Genomic DNA, 961 nt, shown 5'->3' with positions numbered 1-961 from the left:
AAATAAATTTTGGGGGGTATTAAATTTACTTAATCATCGGTTTCAATTAATAATACCATAACCGTAAAAAAATGTCAACAATGTTTTTTTTCAGAAAAGAAAAAATTTTATTTTCTTGAAAATAGAACGCAAAAAAAACCAATGTTTTAAAATAGAAAACACATGTTTTTATAAATGGTTTAAAAGTTCTTTTAGGTACGAAATTTCGTACACGGGCTTAATTTCACTTTTAAACTCAATTTTATTAGGATTGAATAAACAAGTATCAATTCCAAAATTATTTCCACCTTTAATATCAGATGTCAAACTATCTCCAATCATTAAAGCTGAACTTTTATTTTCTATATTATTATTTTTAAAAGTAATTTCAAAAATTTCAGGGTTTGGTTTAGATACTCCAACCTCTTCAGAAATTATGATATCTTTAAAATAAGGCGCAATAATAGAGTTTCTAATTCTTCCAGTTTGAACTTTAGTCAGTCCATTTGTGATAATAAACAAATCAAATTTTTTATGTAGGGTTTGAATCAGATCTAAAGCATCATCCAATAAAATTGAAGAGTTAGAAAGATGATTCATATAGCTATAAGCAAAATTTTCTGGATTAAAATCTAATTCTAATTTTTCGCAAAATCTTCTAAACCGTTCTATTTTTAATTCACTTTGAGTGATACTTCCCTCTTCTAATTCTTTCCAAATCTTTGTATTGATTTCTTTGTAGATTTCTAGGTGATGATTCTCATTGTAATCGATATTATATTCGATTAAGGTTTTTTTTAGCGCGTCTTTTTCAGAAGCTTTGAAATCGAAAAGAGTTTCATCGGCATCGAAAATTAAAGTTTTATATTTCATATAACTCTCCTTTATTTAAATTTCGATTATTATATCATATTTTTGCAAAAAATAAAAAACCTTCCTCTTGGGGAAAAGGAAGGTTTTTTATAAACACGGGGGAGTGTTA

General features: G+C 26.2%; 1 protein-coding gene. It reads right to left on the bottom strand.

Features of this window, described 5'->3' with window-relative positions:
- Positions 1 to 168: 168 nt before the first annotated feature.
- Positions 169 to 852 (bottom strand): YjjG family noncanonical pyrimidine nucleotidase, encoded by a 684-nt coding sequence (locus tag L988_RS09700; RefSeq protein WP_047383804.1) that lies wholly within the window; start codon positions 850 to 852, stop codon positions 169 to 171.
- Positions 853 to 961 lie beyond the last annotated feature (109 nt).

This window comes from Cetobacterium sp. ZWU0022, from assembly GCF_000800875.1.
GTDB lineage: Bacteria > Fusobacteriota > Fusobacteriia > Fusobacteriales > Fusobacteriaceae > Cetobacterium_A.
The sequence above is the reverse complement of the archived record's forward strand: the minus strand, read 5'-3'. Positions and strand labels throughout refer to the sequence as shown.

Coding starts and splice junctions, on each gene's coding strand:
- L988_RS09700 (WP_047383804.1), bottom strand. CDS start 852: ATGAAATATAAAACTTTAATTTTCGATGCCGATGAAACTCTTTTCGAT.